Annotated in this window: 21 protein-coding genes and 1 pseudogene; 12 read left to right on the plus strand and 10 right to left on the minus strand. The window is 42.1% G+C overall.

Annotated features, from left to right (window positions below; genetic code table 11):
* Positions 1 to 55 precede the first annotated feature (55 nt).
* Positions 56 to 595 carry a DUF349 domain-containing protein gene (locus WA1_RS23050; protein WP_017744323.1) on the plus strand — a complete coding sequence of 180 codons (540 nt, stop codon included), beginning with the start codon at positions 56 to 58 and terminating at the stop codon, positions 593 to 595.
* Positions 596 to 679: 84 nt separating this feature from the next.
* Here WA1_RS23050 and WA1_RS58755 read toward each other — a convergent pair whose 3' ends face one another.
* From WA1_RS58755 to WA1_RS23070, 5 genes are all read right to left on the minus strand, one after another.
* Entirely contained in the window at positions 680 to 865 is a 186-nt protein-coding gene (locus WA1_RS58755) for a hypothetical protein (RefSeq protein WP_201789112.1), read from the minus strand.
* Between the two features lie 4 nt (positions 866 to 869).
* Complete coding sequence (locus WA1_RS23055; RefSeq protein WP_017744322.1) at positions 870 to 1994, minus strand: mechanosensitive ion channel family protein; 1125 nt, start codon at positions 1992 to 1994, stop codon at positions 870 to 872.
* A gap of 9 nt (positions 1995 to 2003) precedes the next feature.
* Positions 2004 to 3146 (minus strand): mechanosensitive ion channel family protein, encoded by a 1143-nt coding sequence (locus WA1_RS23060; protein WP_017744321.1) that lies wholly within the window; start codon positions 3144 to 3146, stop codon positions 2004 to 2006.
* A 109-nt stretch (positions 3147 to 3255) separates the two neighbouring features.
* A complete protein-coding gene (locus WA1_RS23065; RefSeq protein WP_017744320.1) occupies positions 3256 to 3606 on the minus strand; it encodes a hypothetical protein in 351 nt (116 codons plus the stop codon).
* Between the two features lie 330 nt (positions 3607 to 3936).
* Positions 3937 to 4413: an alpha-amylase family protein gene (locus WA1_RS23070; protein ID WP_017744319.1), complete on the minus strand. Its 477-nt coding sequence runs from the start codon at positions 4411 to 4413 to the stop codon at positions 3937 to 3939.
* Positions 4414 to 5054: 641 nt separating this feature from the next.
* Here WA1_RS23070 and WA1_RS23080 point away from each other — a divergent pair.
* Entirely contained in the window at positions 5055 to 5381 is a 327-nt protein-coding gene (locus WA1_RS23080) for a hypothetical protein (RefSeq protein WP_017744317.1), read from the plus strand.
* 514 nt (positions 5382 to 5895) lie between these two features.
* Here the strand turns inward: WA1_RS23080 and WA1_RS23085 are convergent.
* Positions 5896 to 6246 (minus strand): annotated as a pseudogene (locus WA1_RS23085) (HdeD family acid-resistance protein); the annotation flags it as partial.
* A gap of 101 nt (positions 6247 to 6347) precedes the next feature.
* Between WA1_RS23085 and WA1_RS23090 the strand changes: the two are divergent.
* Positions 6348 to 6671: a DedA family protein gene (locus tag WA1_RS23090; RefSeq protein WP_336389845.1), complete on the plus strand. Its 324-nt coding sequence runs from the start codon at positions 6348 to 6350 to the stop codon at positions 6669 to 6671.
* Positions 6672 to 6684: 13 nt separating this feature from the next.
* Positions 6685 to 7308 (plus strand): DedA family protein, encoded by a 624-nt coding sequence (locus WA1_RS23095; RefSeq protein ID WP_017744314.1) that lies wholly within the window; start codon positions 6685 to 6687, stop codon positions 7306 to 7308.
* Positions 7309 to 7396: 88 nt separating this feature from the next.
* Here the strand turns inward: WA1_RS23095 and WA1_RS23100 are convergent, their stop codons facing one another.
* The 3 genes from WA1_RS23100 to WA1_RS23110 form a co-directional block, all read right to left on the minus strand.
* The gene (locus WA1_RS23100; protein WP_017744313.1) at positions 7397 to 7615 is read right to left on the minus strand and encodes a hypothetical protein; all 219 of its coding nucleotides are present in this window, start codon (positions 7613 to 7615) and stop codon (positions 7397 to 7399) included.
* A 528-nt stretch (positions 7616 to 8143) separates the two neighbouring features.
* The gene (locus WA1_RS23105) at positions 8144 to 9799 is read right to left on the minus strand and encodes an alpha/beta hydrolase (protein ID WP_017744312.1); all 1656 of its coding nucleotides are present in this window, start codon (positions 9797 to 9799) and stop codon (positions 8144 to 8146) included.
* 223 nt (positions 9800 to 10022) lie between these two features.
* Positions 10023 to 10880: a hypothetical protein gene (locus WA1_RS23110; RefSeq protein ID WP_017744311.1), complete on the minus strand. Its 858-nt coding sequence runs from the start codon at positions 10878 to 10880 to the stop codon at positions 10023 to 10025.
* A gap of 423 nt (positions 10881 to 11303) precedes the next feature.
* Between WA1_RS23110 and WA1_RS23115 the strand changes: the two genes are divergently transcribed.
* Positions 11304 to 12614 (plus strand): glycoside hydrolase family 15 protein, encoded by a 1311-nt coding sequence (locus WA1_RS23115; RefSeq protein ID WP_017744310.1) that lies wholly within the window; start codon positions 11304 to 11306, stop codon positions 12612 to 12614.
* A gap of 76 nt (positions 12615 to 12690) precedes the next feature.
* Here WA1_RS23115 and WA1_RS23120 read toward each other — a convergent pair whose 3' ends face one another.
* On the minus strand, positions 12691 to 14166 hold the full coding sequence (locus WA1_RS23120; protein WP_026135401.1) for an IS5 family transposase: 1476 nt from the start codon (positions 14164 to 14166) through the stop codon (positions 12691 to 12693).
* A 153-nt stretch (positions 14167 to 14319) separates the two neighbouring features.
* On the opposite strand from WA1_RS23120, the gene WA1_RS23125 reads away from it, so the two are divergent.
* From WA1_RS23125 to WA1_RS23155, 7 genes are all read left to right on the plus strand, one after another.
* Positions 14320 to 15453, plus strand: coding sequence for a glycoside hydrolase family 15 protein (locus tag WA1_RS23125; RefSeq protein ID WP_272819442.1), 1134 nt, complete (start codon positions 14320 to 14322; stop codon positions 15451 to 15453).
* A gap of 21 nt (positions 15454 to 15474) precedes the next feature.
* Complete coding sequence (locus WA1_RS23130) at positions 15475 to 16497, plus strand: TIGR03885 family FMN-dependent LLM class oxidoreductase (protein WP_017740191.1); 1023 nt, start codon at positions 15475 to 15477, stop codon at positions 16495 to 16497.
* The gene (locus tag WA1_RS23135) at positions 16470 to 17027 is read left to right on the plus strand and encodes a hypothetical protein (protein ID WP_017740190.1); all 558 of its coding nucleotides are present in this window, start codon (positions 16470 to 16472) and stop codon (positions 17025 to 17027) included. The genes WA1_RS23130 and WA1_RS23135 overlap by 28 nt, the downstream gene beginning before the upstream one ends.
* Complete coding sequence (locus WA1_RS23140; RefSeq protein ID WP_017740189.1) at positions 17024 to 17209, plus strand: hypothetical protein; 186 nt, start codon at positions 17024 to 17026, stop codon at positions 17207 to 17209. Before WA1_RS23135 ends, WA1_RS23140 begins: the two co-directional genes overlap by 4 nt.
* Before the next feature lie 76 nt (positions 17210 to 17285).
* Positions 17286 to 17723, plus strand: a complete 438-nt coding sequence (locus tag WA1_RS23145) for a hypothetical protein (RefSeq protein ID WP_017740188.1) — start codon at positions 17286 to 17288, stop codon at positions 17721 to 17723.
* Positions 17724 to 17738: 15 nt separating this feature from the next.
* Complete coding sequence (locus WA1_RS23150) at positions 17739 to 18599, plus strand: HAD family hydrolase (protein WP_017740187.1); 861 nt, start codon at positions 17739 to 17741, stop codon at positions 18597 to 18599.
* 667 nt (positions 18600 to 19266) lie between these two features.
* Positions 19267 to 24837, plus strand: a complete 5571-nt coding sequence (locus WA1_RS23155; protein ID WP_017740186.1) for a translocation/assembly module TamB domain-containing protein — start codon at positions 19267 to 19269, stop codon at positions 24835 to 24837.
* Positions 24838 to 25052: the final 215 nt, after the last annotated feature.

Raw genomic sequence — 25052 nt, forward strand, 5'->3', positions numbered from 1 at the left:
ACTCAGATGATTTCCCTCTGAGATAAAAAAGTTACGTTCATTTTATAATTCGCGAATGTCATACGCGAACTCTCTTTTTTGTCCAAAGTCCAAGCAATATGCCCAACCAACACCCAATCAAAACGCTCTCGATTATTGGGAGCAGCTCAAAGAAACTTTACAACCGACTTTTGACACTATCAACTCCCAATTAACAGAACACCAGCGATTGCTCAAAGAAAAAGCCGCACTCGCCAAAACCGCTCATGCTTCCGAACGAGAAAGACAGAAGTTACTTGAGCGCCTGCAAAATCTTGAATTGACCTTGGATTTATGGAAAGCCCAAGCAAACAGAGTCCGCGACTTACCTTTGGAAGATGTTGCTTACCATTTGGGACTCCATCAGGATAATAAAGCCCAGCACAAGTGGAAGGGTAGCGAGCGCATTATCAGTATTATTGGCACGCGATTCTACGACTTTACGGGAAACCAAAAGGGTGGGGGCGGTGCTACCGATTTGGTGATGCACGTTTTGGGTTGCGGTTTCCAAGAAGCAGTGCTCTGGTTGCAAGACCAGTTTGGGGAATCGGTAATATGTATCGGAAACAAAGTATAACCAACTCCTCTTGGTGCGATCGCACTGCCCATTTATTTTAAATTAAACTAGTATTATAAGTTCAGCCTAAATTTATTGGATAAGTTATCTTATAAAAATTATTAAACCTTTGTTGGAGAAACTAAATCTTGTCGGTGACCAACCAAAGAGAGCGCGATATTCGGAAGCGATCGCACAGGTTGCAAATAGCAAGAGGATATTAGAGTTGGATACCGTTTGCTCTGAAGAAGCAAACATCAATTCTGCTGTATGGGCAAGGGCAAGGAACATATACTTATATTGTGACAGGAGATTCTACGTAGATAGTCGGTTCTTGCATTTTAAATGCAATTCCATAATTGTGAAGTTGCTTGGAAATTTTCTCATGTGCTAACTCCAACAACCTCTTTCTTAATTGGATTGAATTGTCACTGGAACCTAATATAAAAAATGTGACTCTAGCATGGGTTGTCATATTTTCAGAATCGTCTGTTAAGGTAATATTGGTACTGCCTGGGTCAATTCCAAATAAAGAGTTAGTACTCTTGGAAATGACTTGTTGCACTAGTGCTTGCTCTCGTTCTTCTAAAAACTTTAAAAAATCGATATAAAGTAAGACCATTACCTTCTTTCCTCTAGTAATATTTTCAATTTCTAAATTTGCTAATATAGAATTTGGTACAATAAAAAGCGTGCTTTTTGCTGCTGTACGAATCTTGGTAGAGCGTAAACCAATGGATTCAACTCGACCAAAGAGACCTTCAGGAATTTGTTGAGAACGCTGTAAGCGAATGTATTCACCAGGAACAAAGGGGCGATCTAAATACAATACAATAGTTCCGAGCAGTTGCTCTAAAGTCTTTTGCGCGGCAAAGGCAACCGCTACTCCCGCAATTCCCAAGCCTGTCACTAAGCCAATTAAGTCAAATCGGTTCTTGGCAAAAGCGAGAACGGCAAAAAAGCCAATAATCACATTTGCTAAAGTCTCAAATACCAATAGTAGCTCATCAACTTCCCGACCAAACTTCCGGAGTAAGTCTATTCCATAAACAAGGAGAAATTGACGAAATAAACGGGAGACTAGCCAAGCAACGCTAATAATGACGGCTAAATCAATAAAAGGGTTAATAAAGTTATAGACAGCTTGGTACTCTTCAATCCAATTGAAAGATAAAGAAATTAAAATTAATGTACTGGCAAGTTTGACTAGGTTTTTAACAGGGTGAATTAATTTTTCATAAACTCTTGTCAGTTGTTTTGGAAAGAATTGTCCGATCAGCAATCTTATAAAAAAAGGAGTAGATCTTCCTATGAGAAAAGATAACAGTAAAAACAGTAGAAATATTCCTATTTTAATGAGGACTGGTTGAGCAACTTCTTCAAATTGATTAAGATTTTCAAGAATTCCTGAAAAATTCATAAATGAGCTTTAAATTGTAATAGGAGAATCAACATAGATAGTGGGATCGCCAATATCAAAGGCAATACCGTATTCCTTTAAGCGTTGGGTAAGACTTTGATTGGCAAGAGCGAGAAGTTGACGCCGCAGTTCCATGGAAACTTCACCAGAACCTAAGATAAAAAAGGTAATTTGTGCCTGCGTTCTCTTTGTGGTTTTAAGCTTAGAAGGCTGCCCTACTTGCTCTTGCAAATCTTTAAAAATGACATCCGTGCTACGCGTATCAATGCCAAAGATATCAACTGTACTTTCAAGGATAACCTGGCGAATCAAAGCTTGTTCTTCATTCTCGATCACCCGATAAAAGTTTAAATAAATAATTGCCATAACTTTCTTCGCGCCAGTGAAGTTTTCAATGTTAACCTGGGTTAGTGAACTGTTAGGGACAATCATTACCGTACCTTTACCAGATGTGCGAATTTTAGTGGAACGCAAGCCTATTGATTCAACTCGTCCAAAAGTTCCATCCGGTAAGCCAATATAGTCATCAATAACAAAGGGACGATCCAGATAAATCACTACACCACCTAATAGTTGTTCTAGTATTTTCTGGGCCGCAAAGGCAATAGCAAGACCACCAACTCCTAAACTAGCTAATATTCCAAAAATATTAATTTGATGAGTTTGAGCAAAAAGAAGAATTGCTATAACTACAATAATCGTATTCGCGAATAACTTAGTAACAATCAGTAACTCACTATTAACTTTTCGTCCACTTTTAATGGCTGCTTCTAACAAATAAAAATCAAAAAAATACTTGAAGAATTGAGAGCCTAACCAGCTGACAGTAATAGTTAAGGCTAATCCGATAGGAATTTCTATAAGCCTAGACCACTTAGAATCTGGTAATGCAATTGCAAAGATATCGGTCAGAAAAAGACCAAAGGCAACTACCAGCCAACCTTCATAAGGCTTGACGACTTTTTGATAAGCAATTCTTTCTTTGAAAGCAGTAAAACGAGCTAGTTGCGATCGTGCAAAACTGGCAGTACACAAACTCACTAGAGGTAACATGAAGCCACCACTGATGAAAGCCAACAATCCAATCACTCCTAAAGTGCCGACTTCTAATCTCCTATCGTTACTCAAAACTTCAAGCAAGGAATCTAGCACTAGTAAACTCCTTTCAACTGATATATGCTATGAGATTTCACTGAAATAGAACTGAGTTTCTAGATATTCGAGCAATCCTCTAATCGGAATCTCCATTTTAGACTTAACTCTAGATTTGCCCTAAAATCAAGTGAATTCCTACTTTTCTGCCCATTTCACCTATCCGTTTGCAGGTAGACTCAAACAGGGATTTAAGCTCTTTCTCTCCTATTAAATCAGTGCCCTTATTAAAGACTACAGCGATGTGAGCTATTCGTTCATTTCCTATTTTATTGTAGCTGTCAAGATTGACGACCTTTACACTTTTAAGCATCTTATAGCGCTTATTCATTTCATCTTCTAGCAGAGATAAAGCGCAGAGAGCGGAAACTACATCTTGGCAATTTGCACGCCACAACCAAGGGGTACTTCTCCCAAATTTTGGAAGAGAATTGTCACGATTGTTGATAATTTGTACCATTTAAGCATTCATCCTCCAGCTAAAAAAATCAATTTTTAATGCGTTAATTGTGAGCTAATATTGCTCTTGGCAGTGAGAAAAGATCATTTTACACTTTGATAGGCAAATATTCCGAGTCAGTCTTGGATTGTTACATTACACTAAAATTTGTCAAAAATCCGATCGAATAACCCTACCCTATTCAGATTTTTTAAACTTTTCTCCTCTTAGGTATATGTTAATTAAACCATGAAACTTTAACTAGTTTCAAAAGTTAGACCTAATGCTTGCGAAATTTCTAACTTTTGATAGAAGTTAGCAAGATTGTGAGTGTGTTCCACAAGTTTTCCACTATTTACATATATCTTCAAACCAGAAGCGAGTGTTCTTTAGTGGAATATCTTGGTATACCTGACCTTTACAATTTCCTTCCTCTGGAGGATAGATATGGAGAATTAACCTTTCTTCCACTTCCATTGGAAGGATACTACCTGCCTTTACTAGCAGAGGTATTTTTTCTAAAGGTGCTGCCATCTCAATTTGCTTTCCTCCTTCTATCAAAGCATCGTTCCAGAAGTTGTACCAGTATCCTTTCGGTAAAGTCGCTTTGCGTGAAGTCGCTCCTTCTTCTACAATTGGGTAAACTAAGAGTGCATTGCCTAACAAAAAAGCATCTTCAATATTCCACAGGTTTTGACGATCGGGCTCCATCCAGAACAGAGGTCGCACGGGGGAATGTCCAGTAAGAGTCGCTTCCCACGCTAAGGTGTAGAAGTAAGGCAACAGTCGATAGCGCAGGTGCAAGAATTCTCGAATAATATTGAGCACCTCTTCACCATATGGATAGCTGCTTTATCTTTTCCTTTCTCATAGGAGCCTCTCAACGTTTTTCCGTCAATGGCGATGACTTCTCCAGGCGATCGCAAATTCACAACTAGAGTCACATATGGTTAAAATGTCTTCTTCTAAATATGTTATTAATCATATCAATTCTCCACGACTTTTCCACTATTTAATTGTTAAGTTGGAGAAACACAGCAGTTCTATTTGATCTGTGAAAATTATCAACCACTCCTGAACCAAGAGTGCTAAGAAAAGAGAGAAGAGAGAATTTGACGCGTGATTTAGGATTACTAGAGTATCTTGTTCGTTTATAGTTTTTTTACTTGGAATGAAAAATCATATATTGCACCTGTTCCAAAAATCGTTTTTTTTTGCAATTTTTACAGTCTATGAATCCGTTTTCTTTGATAATAGCGCTGATTTGATGGAAGCCAAAGAGCTTAAATCCATATTTGAATCTACCTGTAAGCGGATAGGAAAAATCGGTGAGGCTGTCGGAATCCATGTAATTTTGGGGCATTTGTAAAGTTTCATTAAGTTAATAGACAAATATTTAGGGTCTGACTTTATCTTGTTTTTTTTCCTGCCCTATCTATAGACCGTAAAGTTTTTAGTTAGGAGAGTTTATGAATCAACTCAATCACCTAAGCCAAAGAAGTATTGAGCTAGTGGAAACAATTTGGGCGACACTCTGGGTGAGGCTACTGATTGTTCTTTTAGCTACTCTTTTATCTGCAATTGCAGGTCCTGGTTCCGCGCTCAATCCCGATCTCTGTCCTGGCTTTTTGTATAGAGAGCCTTACAACCATAGGGTCTTGGTTCCTCAGTCATGCCCACCTAATACTATAACCCAACAGCAGCTTGCGCGAGCACAATCTCCTAATCAGTTTGAGGAATGCAGTTACACCAAGGGCTTGTCCTGTTCAATCGCCTCTGTTGTAGAATTGCAATAACGCGACATATAGGTGGCGGGCATTCGACGCCATCGTTCTAACTTTAGAGCATAGATAATCAAGTGTTTGGCGCTGTTCTTGATTAAAGCATATGGAGTTGACTAGTGCTGGATTCGGTGTTTTTAAATAAGGATGTGAGATTACAAATCGGTTGGCTGGGATTGGTTATGCTCTTGGCGTTCGTTAGTGGTGGTTTGTTTTTCTCTAAAAAAAACGCTATAAACTCCCAAAACTCGGAAACAATTAATCGTGTACGCGGATTCATGCCAATGCGAGGCTAAATCGCCAACAGTGTCGAGGATTGAATCACTCTTTTTTTTCACGAGACTCAATCGCGAATAGTCTTCGTATTACACCGTTTATCTGACAATGCTTTTTCCAAGTGTTACACGGTATCACCTTTAGAAGATCCAGAATCACCTTGTTTCCTTGGACAGTAAGGTGTTAATTTCTCTCACCCTTCAAAAATCAGCGAACGTACAGTCATAAGCTCAACTCCTGTTCTTTTCAGGTACTACACTCTTCGTCTGCCCCAATTCCGCAATCGAAAAGCAAGAATTAACAGGAGCACGCCAAAGAAGATTGCATATGCTGCAATAACCCATAGTATTGCTAATGCCCCTGCACCAGGCCAAATAGCTAGTAGCAAACCGAAAAGTACTGATGCGACGCCAGCCATTGCCAGCAACCACTCATTCTCAATCTCTTTTCGTAGTTGAATGGCAGCAATAATCTCGAAAATACCAGTCACAAGCGCCCAAGCGGCAATCAAGTACAGCAGCAACAATGCTGTAATTCCTGGCCAAAAGAAGGTTAGTATTCCTGCCGCAATACCAACTAAACCCTCCAATAAGAGCAACCATCCCTGTGCATCCGATCTCCAATCTCTCAATGCGTGTAGGTGAAAAACGCTTACGACGGTGGGTAGAAGAGCATGGCAAGTAGCTGACTTTATCTGGTGAGGATATTGATAAGTCCAAGCAGTGGTTCAAGAAATATGGAGGAATTGCTGTGTTTTTCGGTCGCCTCATTCCTGCTATTCGTACTTTGATTTCTGTTCCTGCAGGTTTTGAGGAGATGCCATTTCTACTCTTCCTAGCCTACTCAACAGTTGGTACTCTTTTATGGGTAGGACTATTAAGTTATGCAGGCTTTGCGTTAGGGCAGAATTATCAACTGGTGAAAAAATATCTTAGTCCTATTTCCATAATTGTGGTGGTGTTACTCGTTCTCGGTTTGGGAATTTGGTTCATCCATCGCCGCAAAAAAAGGAAAAAGCGCAAAAATTAACTAAATAAACTTTATGGTTGAGTGGATTACTAACGTTATTTCTTCCCTTGGTTATCTAGGAATCGGTGTATTGATGACGATAGAAGGCTTTTTCCCACCCTTACCCTCCGAGTTGATTCTGTCCTTAGCAGGATTTAGTGTCACTCAGGGGAAGTTAAGCAGTTTACTTTGGGTAGTTGTGGCAGGGACAATAGGCTCTGTAATAGGTGTTCTCCCCTGGTATTATATTAGCAAGCTTGTGGGTGAACAACGGTTGAGAGAGTGGATAGACAAACATGGTAAGTGGCTGAGGTTATCTGGTAAGGACATTGACAGAATGAACCATTGGTTTGGAAAATATGGACGAAGGGCGGTGTTATTTGGTCGGCTTGTTCCAACCATTCGCACCTACATTTCTATCCCTGCAGGTATAGAAGCGATGCCTTTGCTGCATTTCTTACTCTATTCCGTAGTAGGTATTTCCTTGTGGGTGGGACTTTTAGCATACGCAGGCTATGTACTGGGACAAAATTACCAACTGGTGAAAAAGTTCTTGAGCTTCATTGTTCTGGTTATAATTGCAGCAATCGTAATTGTTTATGGAAGTAGGTTCATCATGCATCGGATGCGTAAGCAAGCAGGAAAGAGCAGACGCTAAGTAAGCTTAATGTAGAGCGGGCATTAGGCATTACCCCACCCTACAGTACTCATGAATGATTTAGGATTGCTGCTACATAACACAATAATCATTTTTGAGGGTTAGCGATTTTTTCAGTTGAATTTGCTAATCGCTCCAGTGCTTTTGTTTGTTGTTCTATTTGTTCGGTTTGCTTTTCAAGTTCTTTCAATTGCTTTGTCTGAGAAAGCGCATCACTCGTATGAGGGATAAAGAACTCACAACCTGACAGTAGGATGGAGATTAATATGATGAAAATCAGAACATAACGTATTTGATATTTCCTCATAAATTATTCACACGCTATCAATAATATTTCCTTGTGATTGGCGGTATATTTTCGTACAGAAGTGCTAGATATAATGACTCCATCGGCAATGCGATCGCAGGTAGAAATTTGTCAGTAGAAAAGCGGATTTTCTAGGCAGTAACTGAGAGTTCTCGCAGCGATGTAACCATTTGTCTTAAAAAGGGTATGAGGTATGTGAAGCTTTAAACCGTTTGGGTGTAGAGTAATATATTCGTCATTATCACTGAAAATTCATCAATTGCTTACACCCAAATTTCGGTAAACTAGATAGTTTCAGGATAAGGACTGAAAGATTTATACGGTGGGCACTTCAAAAAACGGGATTTTATAGTGATTCGGGAGTAGCATGGAGTTAGCATTACTATTTATTTAAAACATTTAAGTGGGAACATTTAGATAAATAAAGATGTTTTATTTTTTTAGCTCAGGAGTTATACCATTTGTATATAAACAAACCTGTAGATTATGATTTCTCAGTTTCATTTTATAGGTAGACTTAGGCAGGCTTTATCGAGCAGTTTGTTCAAGCTGAGTGGGGGTAAGAGATGTCACTAACGAAAGCGGTAGTGGCTTCTGACTGATAGCATTGACGTAATCTGCACTTAGGTAGCGACGGTAACTTGCTCGATCGATGACGTAAGTTAGAAAAAAAGGAACACTCAAAGCTTGAACGTAACTACGCGCTAAAACAGGGCTAGGACCAGTAACCTCTGTGGGAACGGGAATAGCAGCATTCGGTGATTCTGCGATCGCGGAAAAATGTGTACCGCCGTTAATGAGCACCAAATACTTATTTGGTGTTGTTAACCAACTAAAGGGTTGAATTTGTTCTAACAAAGCAGGAGCAATTGTATCAGCACTGCTACTTACAATCATGACTGGAATTTTGATTTGGCTAAGACTATCTTGCCCCATAATGATGCTATCGACAGGGTTAATAGCAATGACTGCCTTCACTCGTGGATCGAAGAGGTTATATTGAGATGGTGGCAAACGCAGCGCTAAACATTGAAGCAACTGCGAAATATTGAGTGTGTCCTCCAACGCTGGACAATCCTTACTAAGTTGTTGAAAATTTATTGGCGCTCCTGCCAGTGCTAATGCTGTGTATCCACCAAACGATTGCCCCACCACACCAATCTGTTGCAGATTCAAACGTTCTGCGAATGCTGGGTTATTCTTAGATAGGCGAGTCAGTTCATCCAACAAATACTTGACATCCAATGGTCGGTCAATAAATTCTCTGGGGTTCGTAACTCGATCCGCCGTACCTTCTAACAGTGCTTGCAACTGTTGTGAATTACTGCCCGGATGCTCTGGAACAGCAACCACAAAACCATAAGAAGCAAGGTGACGAGCCAGGTAAGCAAAACTAGTTCGGTCAGAGCCAAGTCCGTGGGAAATAACAATGATTGGACGAGGGCTTGAAGTGATTGGCAGGTAAATGTCGGTGGGAAAAGTACGATCGCGGGATAAGTCATTGAGCGTAATAGTTATCTTTTGCCAATTAAAGGATCCCAGTTTTTGGAAAGAAGGAACTTCAACGGCAGTGAGGTCGGGGGTAGTGGCTGCCTCAAGGGTTGATTGCTCGTTAATAAGTGCTATCGCATTTTGAGTTTGATTGACTAAAGCCCTTAACTCCCGAGCAATTGTGAGACTGCGGGCTAAATTAATCGAAATCGTGCTTGAAGGAAACTTGCGTAGTACATTCAACAGCGTTAAACCTTGCGGATCTGCTGTAGCTAGAATCAGCGCGGCTCGAATTGCGTAGAACCCTGATAAGCGAGATTCCGTCTGAATGATTTCTCCCAAACGTTTTAATAATCTCTCGCCAATGGGCGTGTAAAGAAATTGTGAAACTTCTACTACATCTAAGGGAATAGGAGTCAGCAAAATCTGCCGTAGTTCACTGAGTTCTTGAGAACTGACGTATCGTGCATAGACAGCCAAGTTATCATTCACAATGCCAGTCTTTGCATAGGCTTCGAGAGAATTAATAGGGATAGACCGTTCTAAGATCCCATAGGATAACTCAACGCGTTCTGCACTTGACGCAGGATGGGTGGTCAAAATAGGTATGAGGCAAGTGTTTAAAGTTCCTAAAGCGACTTGCAGCCATATTAATTGCTTATTAGGTCTCAAGCAAGTTTTGGTTCCTCCCATTTGTTATATTTGTTAGCCGTCCTTCATGAGTTCTGAAGTTGAGATCGCTCAGTTGGCAGAAGTTCAATTAACGTAGTTGAAGTTTAAGTCTCAAAGGTGGATAACACTTGGCATCTCTTATATCTCCTTAACCTTCCAATCCAAAGTATCCACTCCGAACGGTGGGTGTACCCTATTACAGTCATAGGTGTGCTATTAGCAGGCAAAGCAAAAGCAGCAAACCCTATTTAGCGCTTTGTGGCAATGCTGATGGATATATACCTTCAACAATCAACACAGGCTTAGTGTTATAATCTGCTTCTAGCTGTTTTCGCAACTGTGGGTCAAAAGCAAAATTGTAGTCTCTCTCAAGCTCAGCGATAACGAATTGGCGAAGTGTACCAGTAGCAACAATCCTTTCGCCTTGTTTAATAGGAGCTTTGTCCTTTAGTTGATTTGTAACCAAGACTAACAATGGGTTATTGCCAAGGAGTGTATCATCTTCAAGAACAAATGCATTAGGACCATAAATTCTTGCAATATCAGCAGGTACAGCAATAACTTTGTTGTAGTAAATCTTTGGATTTTCGGCGATTTCACCTGGTACCGGTGCTAGTGCAATCGATCGTGCAATAATTGCAGGTCTACCTTCATATTCTCGATACAAATCTTGTTGACCTAAATCCAAGCCGTACTCTTGCTTAATAGCATTGATGTTAAACTTAGCAACCGTACCGGTAACTTGCAATCTTGCATCCTGAGGTTCAGATAAGTTAACAGGCTTACCTGTATTATTCACAACTGCAATTCTTTCACCACCAAAAACTTCCCTATCAGTAATTGTAAATACGTTATCACTCACCCTATTGATAGGTTGGCTCCTAACAGTAACGAGTTTACCGATGAGGGCATCTGTATTCTTGCTAACTTCTGGTGCAGTAACGTTTTCTTTTTCTGCTATAGTGTCTGCCGTCGGTTCAGAAGTAGTTGCTTGCTGCTCATTGTTGGCACAAGCGGGAAGAAGTAAAGCCGTTAATGCAATGGCTGTGGCACTTATACGAATATTCCAACTTCCTTTGTAATTATGATATTTATTCAGCATTATCATTTTTCCTCCTTTACTCTTTCCCGGGTACTAAGATTACCGATGTAATTTCTTCTCCCCTGTTCGCTAAAAGCAGCTAACCCAAAGTAGTTCTTGCCTTGCGGACTTAGCTTGTATAGCTGCGAATTCTATTCGCTAGGTATTTTGACAAAATTGGCATAGTACCGTAGTTTAAGCATAAGTCTCAAAGGTGGAAAACTGGTGGAGAACGCTAGGAATTTTTCAATTGGCTTTCTATTTCTTATTTCTCGTACAACTGTAGAGTTTAGGGATTTCCAAATCAAGAAATAAATTATCCCGGAATGTTGTATGGGCGTCGTCACTGCCCAGTTTATAGGACGAGCTAGAAGCCCATTCTAAAAAAAGTTCAGGCTGCAATCGCACGCACTCCCTGGAAGTGGATGGCTGTTCTGTGGGCTGATGTCTGCACTCCAGATGCGGGGATTCAGAACGGGTCGCGTGGGACTAGGAGCTATCGACTTTTGGGATGCAGTCTATTTTCTCATTGGTCTTACAAAACCCTGTTGGACTCAAGGCAATAAAGACGGGGTAGGAACTGCTTGCGCCGTCTCCAGTCGCACGTGGTTCACCCTTTCTAATGGCATTCTCAATGAAGTTTATTACCCTACTATTGACCGTCCCCAAATCCGAGATCTACAATACTTGATTACTGATGGCTCTAGCTTTTTCCATGAAGAACAGCGCCATCTGCATACCAAAACTGAACGTATCGTCCCTCACGTTCTTGGATACCGCATTACCAATTCCGATCCGGAAGGACGTTACACTATTACCAAGGAAATCATTACTGACCCGCGAGATTCATGCATTTTGCAACACACGCGCCTTACAGGTCATCCAGAAGTACTAGCAAAACTTCAGCTATATGCGCTCTGTGCGCCACACTTGGGTATCGGCGGCTGGAATGATAGCGCCAGAATAGTAGAAGTAGCAGGAGTAAAAATTTTAACAGCTCAACAAAATGATAATTGGTTGGCAATGACAGCAACGGTTCCCTTCACACGCGCCTCTTGTGGCTATGTCGGTGAAAGTGACGGTTGGACAGACTTGGCAGATAATTTCCAAATGGATTGGGAGTTTCAGCAAGCCCAAGGAGGGAATGTTGCTCTAACAGCCGAAATTGACCCAAAGAATAATCAAGAATTTACGTTAGGGCTGGCATTCGCTAACCACCTCCACGATGCAGTGACAACGCTTTTGCTGTCCTTGGATGTACCTTTTGAAGAACAAAAAGTCCGCTATATCAACCAATGGAACAATGCCTGTGAAAACCGCCTACCACTAGAACAAGTATCGGGGGATGGAGGTAATCTTTATCACAGTAGCTTTAGCGTGCTACTAGCACATGAAGACAAAATCTATCCCGGTGCAACGATCGCATCGCTGTCAATTCCTTGGGGTAATGCCCACGGCGATGAACAACAAGGAGGTTATCATCTGGTTTGGGTTCGCGACATGGTAAATAGTGTAACAGCACTGCTGGCAGCCGGACACAAAACAACTGCCTTAGAAGCATTGATTTACCTCGCTGCTAGTCAACAAGCAGATGGTGGTTTTGCTCAGAACTTTTGGATAAACGGCGAGCCATACTGGACGGGAATTCAGCTTGACCAAGTAGCTTCTCCAATTATGCTGGCATGGCGACTTTATCGGCACAATGCCTTACGCCAATTCGATCCTTATCCAATAGTGATGCAGGCAGTTAAGTAGGGCTTGCTGAAAAAGTCAGAAAACAGCAAGATAAGAATTGATTAGTTACTCAACAAGGGTCTAATATAAGCAGATGCTATCTATGATTTAAGGACTGATTATTTTCAATAATAGTAAATGGGGAAAAAGGTGTAGTTTTAAAAAATAGACATAAAAAAGCATAAAATAGCCGCGAGAGCTGAGTAGAAAGATTCATCACTAAAAAAGTAATAGCAATTGCAGTTTCAGAAGTATGAGCAAGTTTCGTCATCACGCGATTGAGGCTAAATCTTCTTTTCCCCTGTCCAAATTTTCCCTCAATACAATTACGAATTCTCTCAGATTCTAAATCTTGTTTCTTTTTTTCTTTACTAACATTAGCTGGGGGTCTTCCTAAAGGAGGTCCGCTCATTATAATACCTCTTTCTTTACACCAAGCTCGGTTCTCTCTTGTGCGATAAATTTTATCAACATGAACAGATTCTGGATAGTACCCTGTGTAATTTTTAAAGGCTTCTACTTGAGCTTTTAAGTCTCCTGATTCATTAAAATTATCCCAACTTATATGGTCTAAAAATATATATCCTTCAAAGCAACTAGCAGACAATTTTGCCCCAAATTCTACCGATTTACCAGCTTTCCCTCGGACAATTGGACGGATATGTGGTTGGGTTAAACTGACAATGCGGTCGTCAATACTCTGTTTTTTATTTTCATACAACCAGAGTTGTTGACGGTAGACTTCTGCAACTACAAGCAACATCTTATATTGTCTGTGACTTAAATCTTCCAGAGAGGCTCCTGAAATAATTAGCTGTTCAATATGAGATAAGTTTCTTTTGATATATTGAAGTTGTTTTCTAATTGCTTTTCTCCTGTCTTTTTGGGAAACGCGACGTTTTTTAGCGACTGCTAGATAATCCTTTCTAGCCCTCTCTCTATAGGTTCTTGGTTTTTTCTCTAATTGACCCAAAGTCTGTTCGTAAAGTAAGTCTATAATTTTCTCTGTCTGTTTTCTTGCTTGATTGAGTAGCTCTAAATCTGTCGGATAGCTGATATCACCCGGAGCACAAGTTGCATCTATTATTAATTTTCCCCGATTTTTGGGTGTCTCACCTTCTTCTTCTGGTGATTCTGTTTTTTTTTCAGATAGTTTAGAAGATGTTGCTTCTAGCATCTTCTTCACCATTTCTTGATTCACTTTGTTAACAAGCTCCACACTAATTCTTTCCCGAAAATGTACCAACATTGATGCATCAAATGGAGCTTCATTACTATAATATGACATTCCTATAAAGTACTGTAGATAAGGATTTTCTTTAATTTGCTCTACTGTTTCTCTATCGCTTATCCCCAACTTTTCTTTGATTATTAATGCCCCTAATGCCATCCGAAAAGATTTGGCAGGTGCTCCCATCTCTACTGAGAAAAATGAAGAATATTCTTCTTCAAATTCTGTCCAAGGAATGAAAGCAGCCATCATTACCCAACGATTATCTTCTGATAACTTGCCCTCGAACGGGAGTTCAAAGTTTTCAGTTGGGATTGAAGTTTGTCCCTGTTTTCGGTACATGGTTACTAACAGCATACTTGATGCTGCCGATCGCAGTGATGCAAGCATTTTTGGCTATTCTACCCTCCTCTCTTGCACCTGAATATACTTCTATAGTCTGAGAATTTAGAGACTGTCTCCTTTTTTTCTTTTTCAGCAAGCCCTAAGTACTTAATTAATTACGGTCCCGCTACCCAGCAAGAACGATGGGAAGAAGTTAGCGGTTATTCGCCTTCAACCCTTGCCTCAACTATTGCTGCACTCATTTGTGCAGCAATTTTTGCCCGCGAACGAGGAGATAAGAGTACTGCTCAGTTGATTGAAGAGTACGCCGATTTCCTGGAAAGTCACTTAGAAACCTGGACGGTGACAACTGAAGGAACTTTAATTCCTGAGATTAAACGGCATTACATTCGGATTAATCCGGTGGATGTTCACAACCCATACCCAAATGAAGACCCGAATCAAGGAGTGCTATCAATTGCTAACCGTCCTCCTGGTAGTCCGTGGCAATTTCCAGCAAAAGAAATTGTTGATGCAGGTTTTTTGGAACTAGTGCGCTACGGTATTCGCTCTCCCTACGATCCCGTGATTGTTGATTCTCTCAAAGTCGTAGATGCAGTACTGAAAGTTGACACTCCCTTGGGTTCCTGCTGGCATCGTTACAATCATGACGGTTATGGACAACGAGAAGATGGCGGTCCTTTCTTGCATTACGGCAAAGGACGAGCTTGGCCTTTGTTGACTGGAGAAAGGGGACATTACGAACTCGCCGCAGGGCATGATATGCAACCTTTTATACAAGCAATGGAAGCCTTTGCTTCAGACACGGGATTGTTACCAGAACAAATCTGGGATGAGCCAGACCTTCCAGACTCTCACTTGTACTTTGGAAAACCTACAGGTTCAGCAATGCCTCTAGCATGGGCGCACGCAGAGTATATTAAACTACTACGTTCTGTGCGAGATGGCAAGGTGTTTGATTGGATTCCAGAAGTAGCAAATCGTTATTTGGGAAATTCCAAACCAACTCAGTTTCTTGAAATTTGGAAATTCAATCGTCAAATCCGCAGTGTGAAGGCGGGATACACTCTGCGAATTCAAGCATTGGCTCCCTTCCAGTTGCACTGGTCGAATGATAACTGGCAGACGATACAAAATACTGACTCAACAGCAACTGCAATTGATATTGAATTCGTCGATATTGCTATTTCTTCGAGTCAGCAATCCCCCATTAACTTTACCTTTTTCTGGACTAATTCACAAAACTGGGAAAACTGCAACTATCAAGTAACCATAATGAGTTAACAATACAAGGGAGAAAATTTTATGGTCAAGATTGGATATCACGCTTCCCATGAACAATTTAAACCCAGCCAATTGTTAAAGTACGTACAGATGGCAGAACAAGCAGGCTTTACCCTTGCTCTGTCTTCCGATCACTTCCACCCCTGGAGTGAAGACCAAGGACAAAGCGGTTTCGCTTGGTCATGGCTGGGTGCAGCAATGCAAGCTACTTCGGCACTTTCCTATCGGGTTGTTTGCGCTCCTGGACAACGGTATCATCCCGCTATTATTGCCCAAGCAGGAGCAACTTTGGCAGAAATGTTTCCCAACCGCTTCTGGCTCACCGTAGGTAGCGGTCAAGCACTTAACGAACATATTACTGGAGAACACTGGCCTTGCAAGAGCGATCGCAACGCCCGTCTCAAAGAATGTGTTGATGTTATCCGCGCTCTTTGGGCAGGGGAAACAGTCACTCATCACGGCAAGGTGTGCGTTGAAGAAGCAAAACTTTATACCCGACCGCACACCCTTCCTGCAATCATTGGTGCTGCCATCACTGCTGAAACTGCGGAATGGCTGGGCAATTGGGCAGATGGATTAATTACCATATCTCGCCCACCAGAGAAGTTACAAAAAGTTGTCGATGCCTTCCGTAGAGGAGGTGGCGAAGACAAACCGATGATTTTGAAAGTGCAGCTTTCTTATGACCGTGACGAAGAGACAGCATTACAAAAAGCACATCAACAATGGCACAATAACATTTTTAAGAACATTGTGATGACAGAGTTGCGAACTCCTCAACAATTTGATGCAATGGGTAAATTCGTGCAGTCAAAAGAGCTACACGAACACGTTCGCATTTCGGCAGACATTCAACAACATATTGAGTGGTTGCAAAAAGATATTGAACTGGGGTTTGATGAACTGATTTTGCACAACGTCAACCGGGAACAGGAGCAGTTTATCGAAGTTTTTGGTAAGAAGGTTCTTCCTGCTTTGACAGAGGAAAAAAATAGGATTGCCAAAAGGAGGAAAATATGTCTAACCGACAAGCGAAATCACTAGAAGAGAGAGTTACCGAGTTTGTAAAGTGTGCTCAACGTCGAAATATCCGTGAGACAGTGGTTGCAGGCGCTCTCATTGCGGTCTTTGCTTTTATTATGGCTTACGATATTTATAAGCAGCCAGAAGACACTCTCTCAATCATTGGGAGCGGAGTGATAATCTTCGCTCTGTTGCTGAATATTACTATCATTTGGTGGAAACTGCACATCCCCAAATCGGAGCTATCTACGTTCCCCCCAACTCAGTTTCCAGACAATTGGAAGCAACATCTGACCCATCAGGCTCGTATGCTCAGGCTCGTTTGGCTATGGTATCTTCTGCCTTTATTCTTAGGACTTGTTATTTATTTACTGAGCGTTTACGACGCATCTTCCGGTGCTATCATCATACCACTTTTGATTGAAGTAGTTGTCTTTACCGGAATCTGGCGGTTGAATCTAAAAGCAGCCAAGCAGCTCGAACGAGATCGTGACGCTTGGTTTGGCAATTCGCGTGTTGGCTTACATAAGCTGGGAGGAATAAAGCGATGAGTTCAATCGGCAACCAGATCGATGTTTTGGTCGTGGGAGCTGGTCCTGTCGGATTAGCGATGGCCGGACGTGCTCAGGAGTCAATCTCGCCAGAAATTAAAGCACGCTTAAAAGCTTTAACGGTTGATGTGCAAGATGTTAAGACACCTCAACGACCTCCTAGGACAGAAGTAGAGAAATAAAACTCAAGTACAATCGCTACAAGTTACAGTTACTGGGTATTACTAGATAAGCATGGAGGTTAAAAGTTCAAGTTATATGAGTTACGCAAATAAAAAATCAAAAGGATACATAGCATCTGTAGTTGGAGGACTCAGTGGTGCATTACTATTTATAGCGTTAGGACTTTTTCTAACAGGGTTTTACATAACTCAAATTGAACTCCCTACTCTCGCAACAACTCCCCTAATATTTGGCTTTACAATATGTGCTAGCTTGGGAGAAATATTAGGTTGCTGGTTAATGCTTCGCTGGAGAAGGTATAAGTTGGCTGGACGTACCACAATACTTTTAGCTGTCTTAATTATTCCTAGTTTGTTATTATTTTTAGGACTCATCTTTTTAACGCGATCGCTAATTTTTGCCACATCTATAACGCTAGTTCTTTTGCCATTAATTGCTCGACTTTTAACTAATAATCCTAGCTACTTGAGGATTTTATCTAAAATTACCAATACTTTTGCCAAAAGACCATAGTGAGAGCCTTTTATTATGACTGTTTCGACCAAACCTTTTTCTAACCGTATCGCTGTAGTTTTCGACTTTGACGATACCCTTGTACCAGATACCGTTGATAGTCTGCTCTCTAGCTTAGGTATTGACGCTCTTAAATTTCGTCACGAACAAATTCAACCTTTGATTGATAAAGGCTGGGATAAAATTCTTGCCAGATTTTACGCCCTGATTGAAGAATCAAAACGACAAGACAACAAAATCACACAGGAATATATTGCCAAATTTGGTCAAGAATTAGCTCCCTTTGATGGTGTTACTAAAATGTTTGAGCGTTTGCGACAAAGCGCTAGTGAAATTAACCCAAAGGTAGAAGTTGAATTTTATCTCATTACCTGCGGTATGGTAGAAGTTGCTTGTCACAACTGCATAGCCCCCAATTTTAAAGGAATGTGGGGCTGTGAATTTCACTACAATCAACATGGTGGAATCGAGTTTTTGAAGAAAATTGTGACCCACACTGAGAAAACTCGGTATTTATTTCAAATTGCAAAAGGAATTGAGCATCAAAATGATGATGGGCAGACTTTTGTCTATCGAGATGTCCCAGCACAAGAATTGCACGTACCACTCACGCAAGTTATTTATGTAGGGGATGGTGCATCAGATGTTCCCTGTTTTTCCCTAATGAATCAAGAACAAGGTACAGCTATTGGTCTTTATAAGGACGGTAAGCCAAAAGATTGGGGGCGGGAATTAAGAATTACTCAAAGTCAGCGAGTTGCCAACCTTGCACCTGTTGACTATAGCGAAAATTCTGAACTGATGCGATCGCTGACACTAGCTGTAGAAAGTATCAGCAAACAGATTTCTTTACAGCAATTGAGCGTCGGTGAATAAAATTTTTAAAAACAACTCCATCATTGGAATGACAAAATTCTCCGCACACGAGTCTTTTCCCCCCCTTTTTAAGGGGGGCTAGGGGGGATCGATGGTGCTTAAAAACACAAGAAACCACTTTTCAAACAACCTCTAACAAAACCCAAATGTCAAATTAGTAATGCGCTGCTCAACACTCCACAAGTTTTCCACTTTTTGAAGATATCCTCAAGTTAAATGCAGTTAAGTAACTAAGACTTACGTATAGCCCTCCTTTCTAAGGAGGGTCGGGGGGATCTACAACGCGTGAAACCCTCAAAATACCTTTAAGGTTGCGTAAATCCTGTAACTTAACTGCCGTTCAACAACTTAACCTCAATTTGCTCTCTTACTCATTGTTAGGTGTTGCACATTTAAAATGGTTTAGAAATAACTAAATATCTAAATTAATATTTGAATTGTGCAATGCCTATTTTTTAAAGGATGTTTTAAAAGGCTTGGGCGAATATAATTTGCTGCTATACAAACGAAACCCTTCTTGTGTGGACTCGTAAAAATCAAGGTTTTGAAACCCACGTAGGTGGGTTTTGCTTGTGTAGCCGCGATTTCTAATTGCAAAGCAAGTATTTTACCCAAAGCAAGCGCACGCCAACTACGCGATAGCGATCGACAATGCTGGTAACGATTTATGAAGGGTTCTCCACATTCAGGAAATGAACAAGAGCCAAATCGTCCTCTTAATTCTCGTTTAAGGCTCTTCCTATTAGGACGTACTAGTTTGATTTTATATGCCATTCTGCTAGTTGCGATCGCTAGCGGTGCTTTGTGGCTGCGAAACTTTCTCTATCAAGATTTAGCGCCTTTAGTTGAGAGAAATATCGAACAATTATTAGGAAGACCTATAAAAATAGGAAAAGTTGAGCGATTTTCCCTAACAAGTCTTAAGTTTGGCTCTCTATCAATACCAGCAACCCCCACAGATCCAGACCGGGTGGCTGCAAAAGCTGTGGAGGTTCAGTTTTCTCCGTTAGAACTCCTTTTCACTCGGACTTTGGAGTTAGATGTCACTCTTGTTCAGCCGGATGCTTACATTGACCAGGATAAGCAGGGACGCTGGGTAACGACTCAACTTAAGGCTGGAGAGGGAAGAGGTTTTATTCAAACTGAACTACAAACTCTTCGACTTCAGAATGGTACTGTGGTATTAAATCCAGTACCCAGACCGGGTAAACCTAATGGTGATGTGACGTTAAACTCTGTCAATGGGATTGCTCGAATTCCATCTCAAAGTCAAGAAATTAATTATCAAATTAGCGCTCAACCTACCAGGGGAGGCGTATTACAATTAAATGGAGAGACGCAACTCAAAACACTGCAAACAAACCTCAAAGTCCAAGCGCAAAATGTACAAGCTGCTGACCTCAGTCGATTAGTTGAGTTGCCAATTATCTTACAGGCGGGTCGCGTAGATGGCGATTTAACAGTTCAATACCAACCAACGGCTCAGCCAGAAATTGCTGTGACAGGAACAGCTAACGTCGATCGCGTCACTGCTCAAATTCAAAACGTTCCACAAAAGTTCACCGATGCAAGTGGGAGATTAGTCTTCCAGGGTCAACAGGTTACTTTAGAGAACCTGAGCGCAAACTATGGTAAAGTTCCCCTTGTAGCAAATGGAACAGTTGGTACTCAAACAGGATTCAATGTCGTAGCTCAAACCAAACCAGTGAGTGCTAAAAATGCTGCAGACACACTGAATGTCAATTTACCAGTTCCAGTGGAGGGGGAACTGCAAGCAAACATTAAGTTGACCGGATCGATCGAACAGCCAGTTTTGAGCGGAACCGCCACCACCACAAAACCTGCTCAAATTGACCGCGTTCCTTTTAAGGATATTAGCACTGCCTTCCGATTGAATATAGCAGAAACTGCATCTCAACTTGCTGTATCCAACCTGCGGTTAACCCCAGTTGCAGGAGGACAAATCGTCGGGAACGGTCAAGTTCAACTCGGACGCCAACAAAATCAGGTGAATTTTGACTTTCAAGCCCAAGGAGTTCCAGCAGATGTGATCGCACAGAAATATGGCTTCTCAACTCCCATTACCATTGGTAATGTCACCGGTGATGCCCAAGTGACAGGCTCTGTCGGCGGTAAACAGCCTTTAACGCTTTCTCTCTCCAATGTTCGAGCGACTCCACCAGTCGGAGGACAAATTACGGCGAACGGTCAAGTTCAACTCTCACCCCAAGGTAACGTAGCGCTCAATATTCAAACTCAAGGTTTACCAGCAAATGCGATCGCTAAAGCTTACGGCATTTCTGTTCCCATCAACATTGGTGGTGTCAGCGCTGAAGCTAAAGTTTCTGGCTCTGTTGGCGGTTCGCAGCCTTTGAAAGTAGCTATTTCCAAAATTCAGGCGACTCCACCAGCCGGAGGACAAATTACAGCAAACGGTCAAGTTCAGCTCTCACCCCAAGGTAGGGTGTCATTGAACGTGCAAGCACAAAACCTCCCAGGAGACGCAATTGCAAAAGCTTACAACACTTCACCCCCCATTGATATTGGCAATGTTTCAGCAAATGCCAAAGTGACTGGTACCCTGGGTAACCTGCAAGCAGTAGCCTCTGTGAAAGCACCTGAAGCCACTTATCCCACCACTGGAAAAGCTGTCATCTCCCAACAGGGGGATAATATTGTCTTCCAAGATGCTGTTGTGAACCTTGCTGGTGGTACAGTTACCGCTAGAGGTCAGGTTGGAGAAAGACGCTGGCAAGCTTTTGTGGACGCCGAACAGATACAATTAAGTCGTTTCGCCCAAATACCACAGCAGTTCCAAGGAGTGTTAAGTAGTGAGTTGAACTTGTCGGGAACTACTACTTCCTTCCAACCCGAAACCATCCAAGCTACAGGACAGGCAAGTTTAAAAGGTGTAGCAGGAGGTACAGTTAACCTAGATAATATCACCTTAAATAATGGGCGTTGGCAAGCGATCGCCAATGTATCCCAACTTGAACTTAACCAAGTTTCAGAGCAGCTGCGGGGACAACTTAGCACCAACCTACGTGTTGCAGGAACAACCTCTACACGCCAACTTTCAGATATTCGAGCAGCAGGACAAGTACGCTTTTCAGAATTAGCCCCCCTCGAACAACCATTGACCGCTCAAATTCGATGGAATGGTCAGCAGATTATTGTTGAACGCGCAACGGCACCAGGATTGAGCGCTGATGGTACAATAGCCTTAAATGTACCAGAAACAGGGACACCGCAAATCGCTGGATTTAATTTAGATGTACAGGCACAAGGTTACAATCTCAAACAGATCCCCGTTAACCTTCCCGGTAACATAGCTTTGGCTGGGTTGTTAGACTTCAACGGACAAGTCACAGGTACCCCAACTTCTCCTAATGCTCGAGGAAACATCCGGCTGCGAAATCTTAATGTCAATAGTTTAGCCTTTGACCCGTTACTAACTGGGAATGTAAATTTTCAGGGAGGAGAAGGGACAGAGCTGCAACTTGCAGGTACCCAAGACCGGATTGCAGTTAATCTGAGTCAAAACAATCGCCCAATTTCATTTTTCATCAGACGCAATGGAACTGTCGCAACTGGTAGAACTGAGGGAGAGACCTTGCTCGTCAACGTGCAAGACTTTCCTGTGGCGGTTCTGGGAAGCTTCATTCCTGGCGATAATCCCAATTTACAACCTCTAGCCGGAGAAATATCCGGGGATTTAGCGATTAATTTAGACCAGTTTACAGTTGTAGGAGACGTAGCGATCGCCCAGCCTAGAGTTGGTAGAGCCACAGCAGATGAATTCCGTGGGCGTATTAATTTTGTTGATGGCGTTGCAACGTTAACCGATGGGGAGTTATTTTTAGATGGTAGCCGCATATCCGTAAGTGGAAACTTACAAACTGGAAACAACCCTCAATTTCAAACCCAAATTAGTTTTGACTCTGCCAGAATCCAGAAAATATTACAAGCATTCAACATCTTTGGTTATCAAGACCTTGCTTCCGGATTGCAGGCTCCGGAATTGGCGGGAGCAGAAGTACTTCAAACAGAGCCAATTGGTTTACCCAATGCAGATTTGCTCGTTCAGCTAGAGTTTTTCGAGAAAATAGAGAACCTGGTGGCACAACAGAGCACACAGCGTGAAGAAACGCAGAGATTGCCAACACTGGCAGAATTACAGGGGACTCTCACGGGACAAATTAAGATAGCAGGCTCGTTGCAGACAGGATTAAATGCAGACTTTAATCTTCAAAGCGCTCAGGCGCAATGGGGAGAATACACTATTGAACAATTCATAGCTAGAGGAACTTATGCAGATGGTACCGTCACACTGTTACCCCTGCGTGTTAATTTAGGTCAAGGACTATTAGCTTTCACAGGACAGTTAGGAACTCAAGAACTATCCGGACAAGTGCGCGTTTCAGATCTACCTCTATCATTATTACAGCCTTTTATAGAAGAATATCCAGTTGATGTCACAGGTCAAGTCAATGCTGTCGCCACTCTAGGAGGGAGTTTAGAAGACCCCCAAGCAATAGGAGAAGTCACGTTGGTAGATGCAACCGTAAATGAGCAACCCGTGGAGTCAGGAGAACTGAGCTTCAACTATAACGATGCTCGTTTCAATTTTGCCAGTAACGTGTTAGTGGCGGGTACGCAGCCATTGGAAATTCAAGGAAGCGTACCCATTGCCTTGCCGAGCGCTGACACGCAGCCAGATAGCAATCAAATTAGCGTCACAGCCAACGTGCAAGATGAGGGCTTAGCGCTGTTAAATCTATTTACCGATGCAGTAACTTGGGTCAATGGGACTGGACAACTGAATGTAAAAGTTGGAGGTACCTTAAACCAACCAACGATCGCGGGAAATGCCACCGTTCAAAATGCAACTTTGCAAGCCACCGCGCTGACTGAACCATTAACAGATGTGACAGGAACGTTGCAATTTAATGGCAATAGGGTGATAGTCGAAGGCGTTCAAGGGGAATACGAAAGGGGTCGATTGACTGCGGAGGGAGTTATCCCCATTTATGGCGCACCTCAAGCACAACAGGCAACTACTAATAATCCTCTCAGATTATCGCTACAAAACCTGGAATTGGAAGTACAGGAGTTGTATCAAGGCGATGTCAGTGGTGATGTCGTCATTGGGGGAACAGTGCTTAACCCAGAAATTGGCGGAGAGATTCGCTTGAGCGATGGACAAGTCAAGATTGGACAAGATGCTAATACTTCCCCTACATCCCCTACATCAGCAACCACAGCCTCTGGGGAGAGCACAGAAGCAGATAGTTCAACGAGAAGCGCTGCAACTACAACCGCCCGTTCACCCATACCCATAGAGTTTGAAAATTTACGGCTGATTCTAGGCGATGATGTTCAGATAACAACTCAGCCGTTATTTGGAGGCTTTATCCCAGGAGGCGATCTCCTGAGTCAATCCATACTAAGTTTTGAAACAAAAGGCGACCTAACTATTAATGGTACCTTAGCCAATCCCCGCCCTCAAGGTGTTATCCGTCTTACAGGAGGACAAGTTAACTTATTTACCACTCAGTTTACCTTAACGCGGGGTTACGAACACACTGCAGTCTTTACTCCTAGTGGAGGACTCAACCCCGTCCTCGATGTCCGACTTGTAGCATTTGTACCAGAGACAACAGGAGCGTTATTGACTGGAAGCCGTATTCAAAACTCTCCTTTTTCTGCTGAAATTAGCGATATTCCAGCTGTCACCAGTTTAGGGACTTTAGAAACTGTTCGCGTTGAAGCCAGAGTCAGAGGACCCGCGAGTGAATTAGCTGACAATCTGGAATTGACGAGCACACCCGGTCGTAGTGAATCAGAAATTATTGCGTTGTTAGGTGGTTCTATCATTAATACTTTAGGTCAGGCAGACTCAGCATTGGGAATTGCTACCTTTGCTGGTTCTACTTTGTTGAGTGGTTTGCAAGAAAACATTAGTGCAATAGGACAAGCGATCGGCTTTAGCGCCTTCCGCGTGTATCCTACCACTGTCGCTAATGAATCATCACGAGCTTCGGTATTGAGCTTAGCAGCAGAGGGAGTATTTGATATTACTGAAAATTTCTCTGTCTCCCTATCACGAGTGTTTCTGACTAATGAATCTTTCCGTTACAATGTACTCTACCGAGTCAATGACGACATTCTGATGCGAGGCTCTACCGATTTGGAAGACGAAAGTAGACTTGAAATTCAGTATGAGACAAGGTTTTAAAGAACTTCCAAATAAAAAATCTCCCAAAATTTTTTGTGGTGCGGTACTAACAGCTCCTTACTAGTAAGATGCTGTTGGCGAATGATAAGTCCGATCCCCTCGTTCCGGTGGCTCCGCCTGGGAATGCCTTCATGGAGGCTCCGCCTCCTGTATGCAGCACAAAAGGTGCGAGGCAGAGCCTCGCGGTCTGCATTCCCAGGTAGAACCTGGGAACG

The sequence above is a fragment of the Scytonema hofmannii PCC 7110 genome (assembly GCF_000346485.2).
GTDB classification, from domain to species: domain Bacteria; phylum Cyanobacteriota; class Cyanobacteriia; order Cyanobacteriales; family Nostocaceae; genus Scytonema; species Scytonema hofmannii.